Consider the following 7,742-nt stretch of genomic DNA (forward strand, 5'->3'; position numbering starts at 1 on the left):
TGGCGGTAGATATTTTCCCAACTTTTACACGCTCCGATACCAACGGACATGATATGAGATGCAAATATACTGCATCACAGGGAAAGCACTGATATAAAAAATTTACTAAAACAGGTCTGACCTTAATGCGTAGTAACCTATATCTGTTAGACTACTTTTGAATATCCCTTATACACCTGATAACTGTTTAGCGTTCCGCACAACTTTCCTATCGGAATGCTCCGCAAACGTTAACGCGGAGCGATATGGAAAGCGGAGCATTCCCTATACGAAAAAGCGCAGCTCCTCCGCAGGAGGCTAACTGAATTGCGCAGTTACGACCATAGGAGGCTAACTGATAACTGTTTCAAGTCCAAGCACGGAAAAAAGTATTCTCCTGCCAAACACTAGCTGTTTTCTGCTCGATCGCTCCCATATCTTCCTGAGTTAATTGCTGAAACTGTTGAGCAACCCTAACATTTGACTGCAACATCTCTACGGACTCCGTAGCAATAATACAACAATGCACTCCCGCCAATGACAACACATATCCCATCGCCTCTTGCATATTCAAAACTCCTGGTTGGAGTAACTTACCGTAAGCGGGTATTTTCATCCCAATAACTCCGACATTTTTTTGTTGTGCTACTGGCAATACTGCGGGAGCAAAAGGTCGAGGATGATGTTTGTCAGCAGCATTTATCGAAACCAAAGTTGTATCAAACGGATAACGGCGCAACCCCTCGGCAATAACATCCGGTTCGTGATGACCTGTAATTCCCGAAAACTTTACTATACCTTGTTCCTTTGCCTCCTCCATCGCTTTAATAACACCTTGGTTACCGAAAATTTCGTCTAAAGTTTCCATGAATGCAACACGGTGTAACTGCCACGAGTCAAGATAGTCTGTATTTAACCGTTTTAACGATCGCTCCAACTCCCGCCATGCTCCATCGCGATCGCGTTTTGCTGTTTTACTTGTCAAAAATATATCCTTTCTATAGGGAGGCAAAACTTTCCCTAAATGTTCCTCACTTGCACCGTAACTAGCAGCAGTATCAAAATATCTAATTCCTAAAGACAGAGCAGCTTCAATTATTGTCACCGCCTCTTTTTCTTTCTCACTTTTATCTACAGGTGTTTTTCCTGCTCCCCCTAAACCTAAGAGTGGTACTTTGACACCTGTTTGGCCTAATACTCGCTCTGGCATTGTGGATGTAGTAGGTATCTCTACAGATGCAACTTTTGCCTGAGTCTGTTTATTCATGGCAGCACCACCAATGATGCCACCTGTAACAGCAACACTGGTCATTATAAAGTTACGTCGAGTCGTTTTTTTATTCATACTTGTCTATGTTTTTTTTGACATTATAACATAACGACTCTAAAAAAATTATGTTTTTTGCTATATCAGGACTTACCAAAAAAATGGGTATAAAGCCTCTCCATTCATGGAGAAAAAAAGAAAAAATTTTCCTTTTAACAAATCCTCTTCTTGAAAAGAAGAGATAATTATTAATTATTGAAGCACCCAAACAAGAAACCGGGTTTATTACCCTGGTTATTCAAATCACGAAATTTTGTCGATAAACCCGGTTTCTGGGTAAGTCCTAACTTACTTATGTCGAATGAATAAATATCAATTACATATTGAAAGGTCAAAATTTGCCAACCCTAATCATAGAAAAATTTAACAACATCAAATCTAAAAATTCCACTCTATAAATAAGTCTGCAACTGCTAATGTAAAACCTGGTAAAATATCTTCTCCATCTAAATTATCCGTAAGTTGTAATAATTTATCCGGCTCTGGTTTATGATAAACTAAAATTGATTTTTCATCAGGATTAATTACCCAAACTAACCGACAGCTATTTTCAAAATATTCAACAATTTTTTGATGTAGTTCCTCAAATGTATTATTAGGAGAAATTACCTCCACTGCAAAATCAGGAGAACCCTGAAAATAACCTTTAGGTAATCGCTTTAACCCTAACAAACGGTCTTTAGAAACAAAAGAAATATCTGGAGAAAGTTTATTTCCTGATTTTAAATTAAAGGCTGTACTAGAGTCGCAAGTTACACCTAATTTTTTAGGACGAGAATATAACTCTATTAAGCCACATAGATAGGCAGTAATATTGCCATTCTCCATTCCCAAATTTCACATCTCAACGTCTCCATTAATTAATTCATAATGACTGCCATCTTCTGATAATTCTTTAAATTCTTCATCTGTTAAAATTTTTTTATCGGTTGCTATACTCATAAATTTATCCTGCTATTTTGTTTGTAGCACAGGCATTATGCCTGTCATTTCAGTTATTAGTTATCAGTACATCTAAGTTAACCTAGAGACTTGAAATAATAAGTAGACCAATATATCTAAAATAGTACATTATATTATTGGGGGCGGGTTGACCTAATCTCTGGTGAAAAATCATTAATTTAAAGCTGAACCCGCCCCTACTTTAATTTATAATAGTACATTATATTATTTGTGGAGTTAATTTCAGTTATCAGTTATCAGTTATCAGTTATCAGCCTTTTAATTTATCAGTTAGCCTCCTCCGGAGGAACTGCGTTTTTTCGTATAGGGAATGCTCCGCTTTCCATGTCGCGCTCGCTATAAGTTTCATGTCGGCGACAGCCGAAAACAGTACCTCTGCAATAAGGAGGCTTGACATAAGGAATATTCTCTTTATTTATCCCCTTAAAAGGGGAGGCTTTATACCAGAATTTTTCGGTAATTATCCATTATTCATTATTAATTTTTAGTTAATAACAAATGTTTAAACTGTACCTTCAAAAAATTACAATTACTTTCCTTGTATTATATTTCAATCCATTAATTGCACTTAGTCAAGAAACTACTCAAGAAATTTGTTCTACAGAACTAACTAATGCTATTGATGCTGTAATAAATAGACCAATTTTTCGTCGGTATCGGTGGGGAATTTTAGTCGAAACTTTATCTAAAAAAACAGAAATTTATAGTCGGGATGCCGAATATTATTTTATTCCTGCTTCTACCGCAAAACTATTAACAACTGCAGCAGCATTACAACAACTTAGACCTCAATTTAGAATTAGAACTTCAGTTTATGGTGATGGAAAAGGCAATATATATATTATGGGAAGAGGCGACCCTAGTTTAACAGCAACCCAACTGAAAAGTTTGGCTGAACAATTAAAAGAACAGGGCATAGAAAATATTAATCAACTAATTGCTGATGATAGTTACTTTCAGGGAATGATAGTTAATCCTAATTGGGAATGGGAAGATGTTCAAGCTGGTTATGGCGCCCCTATTAATAGTTTAATATTTAATCAAAATGCTATAGATTTAGTTTTGTCTCCCCAAAGTTTTGGTCAACCTTTAAAAGTTACTTTTGTTAATCCGGCAGAAAGTAAAAAATGGCAAATTGAAAATAATTCAGTGAGTGTAGCAAAGAATGAAAAGGAATTTGTTGAGGTAGGACGAGATTTTATTCAACCGATAATTCGCATATCTGGGCAACTCCGAATTGGCTCGGCATCGGAACCTGTTTATGTGGCAGTTGTGGAACCTGTGGATAATTTTTTAAATAATTTTCGTCAGGTTTTAGAGTCAGAAGGAATTAGGGTTTCTCGAATAGTTAAAAATTCACAAATAACCTCTAATTTCAACTTGACTGAATTAGCTTTTGTCGAGTCTCCCACAGTGGCAGAATTAATAGAGGAAGTGAATAAAAAAAGTAATAATGTTTATGCAGAAGCTTTGTTACGTCAACTAGGAGTTAGGAGTAGATTAGTTCCTAAGAAAAAATCTAATAATCAGACTTTGGCAAAAAGTTTAGAAGAGGTAAAAGTAATTTTAACTAGATTAGGAGTAACTCCTAATAGTTTTAGATTAAATGATGGTTCCGGTTTATCTCGTCATAATTTAGTTACCCCACAAGCTTTGGTACAAACTCTCAGAATAATGGCTAATTCTCCCTGGGCAAATATTTATAGAAATTCTTTACCTATTGCTGGTGTTAGTGGCACATTAAGTCGGCGTTTTAGAAATAGTTTTGCAGAGGGAAATGTACAAGCAAAAACAGGAACAATTAGTGGTGTTTCTGGTTTGGCAGGATATATTCAGCCTAGGAATTTTCAGCCTTTAGTTTTTAGTATTATTGTTAATCAATCTGATTTAGAAACCAAAAATTTGAGAACTGCTATTGATGAAATTGTTTTGCTATTAACTCAGTTAAAGTCTTGTGGTTAAAAAGTCTTTATGGAAAGTCATTTCAGTTATCGAATTTATTGTAGGGGCGGGTTTTTCAGTTATCAGTTATCAGTTATCAGTTATCAGCGCGAATGGTTTGACCTATTATTATTAATTGAACTCGCCCGCTCCGCCCCTACATTTATTGGTGTGGGGGCGGGTTTTTCAGTTATCAGTTATCAGCGCGAATGGTTTGACCTATTATTATTAATTGAACTCGCCCGCTCCGCCCCTACATTTATTGGTGTGGGGGCGGTTTTTTTCAGTTATCATATCAAATATGCTTGATTGGACATAACAAAATTATCAAATCGTCATAACTACTAAATCTTTGTAATTCTCTCTCCTCCTGACTCCTGACTCCTGACTCCTAAATACTTAACCAATCGTTAATGCTTTGGGAACTAAGGGCATTGGGGAACTTTCTGTAGTAGGTGTAGCAGCAGCGATCGCTAATGCTGTTTACCATGCTACAGGTAAACGTATCAGAAATTTACCTATTACTCCAGATAAATTCTTAAAATCTAGAGGGGGGAACAGGTAGAAAAGTAGGGAGTTTCCATAGAACCTCCCTACTGTGGTCTACAAGAGTTAAAACTGCTATAAAATTTTTTCTAGAGCAATAAATGTTGAAAATACTTGATTATCTTTGCTTCTATTATGTTACCAATTATTCCACCTCCGAAAGGGTTTAGAATGTTCTACTCTCCTAACAGTGAGCTTCTATTAGTTTACCGTCCAAATGGCATGAGATACTTACTTATATTCGCAATGATTTGCATTTTTGCTTGGATACTATTCTGTATTTTTATTGCTACATTGCTGATAACTTCATTTATCCTAATTCAAGATTATTTAATCAGCATTTTAACTTTTATATTTTTCTTTATTCCTTTAGTGATGTATTTTTTTGCTGCTAAAATTTTTAATCAAGTCTATATAGTCCTATATTTTTTTCTAGCACAAGCAAGCTTTGACTTAAGATTTGACTGCCTAGTTTTCAATGAAAAATTAGGTACTTTTCAAGAAAAAAAACAAGAAATTAGGCGTTCAAAAATTAAATATATACAACAAGTTAAAACTAGCGGTTTTAAAGGAAATAGATTTTCATCATGGGGCTTATTAATCAAAACTACCCATCAAGATTACCATCTTCTTGCTTATCAATCTTATGACAAGATTCAATGGCTAGGTAAAATTATTGCTGCATGGGCTAAAGTTAGCTACCTAAAATGAAATCAAAAGTCAGATATAACATGGGTATCTTATCTGCCACAGATGAGCAATACAAAAAACTTAGAAATAATAGAAAAATTCTGCCAAATTCTTAAAGGAGAAATTAGTCTTTCAGATAATTTACCAAAGCTAAATATCTTTCAAGGAGTCTCTCAATTTCCCATCAGAATTAAATGTGTTTTATTAAGCTGGCACTCTCTCAAATCAGTATTAGAATAGCCAGGCAAATTAACAATAAAAAAAGACCTTAATCAAAGGTCAATAAATATTAATAAGTTATAACTAAAGTTAAAGGCGGCACCCAGATTCGAACTGGGGGATGAGGATTTTGCAGACCCTTGCCTTACCACTTGGCCATGCCGCCATTTTTACCCACACACATTAATATACACTATCCCAGGAAATATAGCAAGCCTTAAATTTAATGCGATCTAAATCACTTATGGCCTTGTTTTCCATCGCACTATGGACAAATATTTAAAGCTATCTTTAAGATTCTCATCCTTAATATATCAAAACTTTCTCATTAACCATGATTTCTAAGTTTCCTGTCCTTGTCGCTCAAATTACCGACACCCATCTATTTGCAAACCCCACTCAGGGAAAAATGTATGGAGTTCCCACTGAAACCTCTTTCCTAAAAGTTTTAGAGAAACTGGGACAATTACAACCCCAGCCAGATGTGCTGCTACTAACAGGGGACATTTCTCAAGATGAAACCCCCGAATCATACCAACGTCTAGCATCCTTACTTAGTGCCCTAAATATTCCTACTTACTGGATAGCAGGAAACCATGATTGTTTACCTATTATGGAACAGGTATTAAATTCTGCCCCTATTTCTTCCCAAAAATCTTTTGAAATTGGCGGGTGGTACTTTTTATTACTAAATACTAATGTGCCTGGATGTCTGTATGGTCAAGTTTCCCCAGAAAGTCTCAAATGGTTAGAATCTCAATTAAAAATAATAGGAAACAAACCAGTTTTAATTGCTTTGCATCATCCTCTTGTAAAAATTAACTCAGAATGGATGGATAGAATTCTTTTACATGAACCGGAACCATTATTAAATATAATTAATCGTTATCCACAAGTAAAAATTGTTTTATCTGGTCATGTTCATCAAGAATTTGATACAGAAATAAATGGTATTCGTTATTTAACAACCCCTTCTACTTGTATTCAATTTGAACCTAAAAATCCAGAATTTGTTCTAGATAAAAAGTCACCCGGATTAAGATTACTAAGTCTATATCCTGATGGAAATTACACTACAAAAATTGAAAGATCTGACTATATTTATGAATTTGATATTACTGCTAGTGGATATTAAAAAAATGCTTTATAAAGGATACTTTAACGAAGTCAAAAGTTAGAAGTTAGAAGTTTTTTTGTAACGAGTATTTTGAGTAAACCTCCAAAAAAAATTATACTTAAAAGGCGGGGTTTTAGACCCAATGATTTTGATAAAATAAACAATTAAGCCTTTGCTGAAAGTAGTTTTTTGCTTTATATAGCTTTAAGCATTTAGCTATCAGCTATCCTCCTGCGGAGGAACTGCGTTATACCATTTCTCAAAAACTTTATCTATTTCAGAGTAGGGGAGTAGGGGAGTGGGGGAAGGTAGGGACGTTTTGCTAACGCAAAGCTCCACTTTATATGTCGGCGACAGCCGTTAACGTTTGCGGAGCATTCCCTATACGAAAGTTGTGCGCCAGCAAAACGCTGCGCGACATGGAAAGCGGAGCATTCCGGAACGGAAAACGCATTTTTGCCTGTGCAACGTCCGTACAAACAAGAATAATTAATGCAAAAGATTGCTAAAACTAACAAAAAAGTAATTAAACTAAGGTAATTACTTCATAACTGAAGTGTTATTTAAGTATAGCGTTACTTTTAAGAATTGGTATTAACAGCTCAAGTCAAAACCATTGGTTGTAAAGGATTTCAATTTTATCAATGTCCTAACACTTTTTTGTAGTTCTATATATCCCGTAGCGAAACCAAATATGAAAAGATGAAAATAATTCCACACTCATAATACAATTTTTTCCTATTAGCCGTAACCCATCAATTGAGATAATATAAGATAAAAAATAATCAAAAAAACATCATGGTTCAAACAATACCAGCTAGCAAAATAGACCTATATACTTTAGAATAAAATCTTGGTTTAAAACGCGCAGACGAACCAACTTTTTTCCCAGAGTGGCAAGAAAATTTACCGAATTATTAATTATTAATTGTTAATTAAATAATTGTGGTTTAAAGCCTC

General features: G+C 35.0%; 8 protein-coding genes and 1 tRNA gene. 6 read left to right on the forward strand and 3 right to left on the reverse strand.

Annotation, left to right across the window (positions count from 1 at the left end):
- Window positions 1-346: 346 nt before the first annotated feature.
- The gene (locus ACP6PK_RS26365) at window positions 347-1,324 is read right to left on the reverse strand and encodes an aldo/keto reductase (protein ID WP_426564051.1); all 978 of its coding nucleotides are present in this window, start codon (window positions 1,322-1,324) and stop codon (window positions 347-349) included.
- 360 nt (window positions 1,325-1,684) lie between these two features.
- Window positions 1,685-2,134, reverse strand: a complete 450-nt coding sequence (locus ACP6PK_RS26370) for a Uma2 family endonuclease (protein ID WP_426564053.1) — start codon at window positions 2,132-2,134, stop codon at window positions 1,685-1,687.
- A 633-nt stretch (window positions 2,135-2,767) separates the two neighbouring features.
- On the opposite strand from ACP6PK_RS26370, the gene dacB reads away from it, so the two are divergent.
- The 5 genes from dacB (at window position 2,768) to ACP6PK_RS26395 (ending at window position 5,686) form a co-directional block, all read left to right on the forward strand.
- The gene (gene dacB / locus ACP6PK_RS26375) at window positions 2,768-4,231 is read left to right on the forward strand and encodes a D-alanyl-D-alanine carboxypeptidase/D-alanyl-D-alanine endopeptidase (protein WP_426564055.1); all 1,464 of its coding nucleotides are present in this window, start codon (window positions 2,768-2,770) and stop codon (window positions 4,229-4,231) included.
- 9 nt (window positions 4,232-4,240) lie between these two features.
- Window positions 4,241-4,519 (forward strand): hypothetical protein, encoded by a 279-nt coding sequence (locus tag ACP6PK_RS26380; protein ID WP_426564057.1) that lies wholly within the window; start codon window positions 4,241-4,243, stop codon window positions 4,517-4,519.
- Between the two features lie 109 nt (window positions 4,520-4,628).
- On the forward strand, window positions 4,629-4,775 hold the full coding sequence (locus tag ACP6PK_RS26385) for a hypothetical protein (RefSeq protein ID WP_426564059.1): 147 nt from the start codon (window positions 4,629-4,631) through the stop codon (window positions 4,773-4,775).
- A 116-nt stretch (window positions 4,776-4,891) separates the two neighbouring features.
- Window positions 4,892-5,467, forward strand: coding sequence for a hypothetical protein (locus tag ACP6PK_RS26390; protein WP_426564061.1), 576 nt, complete (start codon window positions 4,892-4,894; stop codon window positions 5,465-5,467).
- Between the two features lie 42 nt (window positions 5,468-5,509).
- Complete coding sequence (locus tag ACP6PK_RS26395; protein WP_426564063.1) at window positions 5,510-5,686, forward strand: iron-sulfur cluster assembly scaffold protein; 177 nt, start codon at window positions 5,510-5,512, stop codon at window positions 5,684-5,686.
- A gap of 73 nt (window positions 5,687-5,759) precedes the next feature.
- Here the strand turns inward: ACP6PK_RS26395 and ACP6PK_RS26400 are convergent.
- Window positions 5,760-5,831: transfer RNA gene (locus ACP6PK_RS26400), tRNA-Cys, on the reverse strand.
- A 168-nt stretch (window positions 5,832-5,999) separates the two neighbouring features.
- On the opposite strand from ACP6PK_RS26400, the gene cpdA reads away from it, so the two are divergent.
- Window positions 6,000-6,800 (forward strand): 3',5'-cyclic-AMP phosphodiesterase, encoded by an 801-nt coding sequence (gene cpdA / locus ACP6PK_RS26405; RefSeq protein WP_426564065.1) that lies wholly within the window; start codon window positions 6,000-6,002, stop codon window positions 6,798-6,800.
- The last annotated feature ends 942 nt before the right edge of the window (window positions 6,801-7,742 follow it).

It is taken from the genome of Dapis hubbardiae BLCC-M172 (assembly GCF_050016015.1).
Lineage (GTDB): Bacteria > Cyanobacteriota > Cyanobacteriia > Cyanobacteriales > Microcoleaceae > Trichodesmium.

Bases quoted from the DNA above. Each gene is read 5' to 3' on its own strand.
- ACP6PK_RS26365 (WP_426564051.1), bottom strand. From the start codon at position 1,324: ATGAATAAAAAAACGACTCGACGTAACTTTATAATGACCAGTGTTGCT.
- cpdA (WP_426564065.1), top strand. From the start codon at position 6,000: ATGATTTCTAAGTTTCCTGTCCTTGTCGCTCAAATTACCGACACCCAT.
- dacB (WP_426564055.1), top strand. From the start codon at position 2,768: ATGTTTAAACTGTACCTTCAAAAAATTACAATTACTTTCCTTGTATTA.
- ACP6PK_RS26390 (WP_426564061.1), top strand. From the start codon at position 4,892: ATGTTACCAATTATTCCACCTCCGAAAGGGTTTAGAATGTTCTACTCT.
- ACP6PK_RS26395 (WP_426564063.1), top strand. From the start codon at position 5,510: ATGAGCAATACAAAAAACTTAGAAATAATAGAAAAATTCTGCCAAATT.
- ACP6PK_RS26380 (WP_426564057.1), top strand. From the start codon at position 4,241: ATGGAAAGTCATTTCAGTTATCGAATTTATTGTAGGGGCGGGTTTTTC.
- ACP6PK_RS26370 (WP_426564053.1), bottom strand. From the start codon at position 2,134: ATGGAGAATGGCAATATTACTGCCTATCTATGTGGCTTAATAGAGTTA.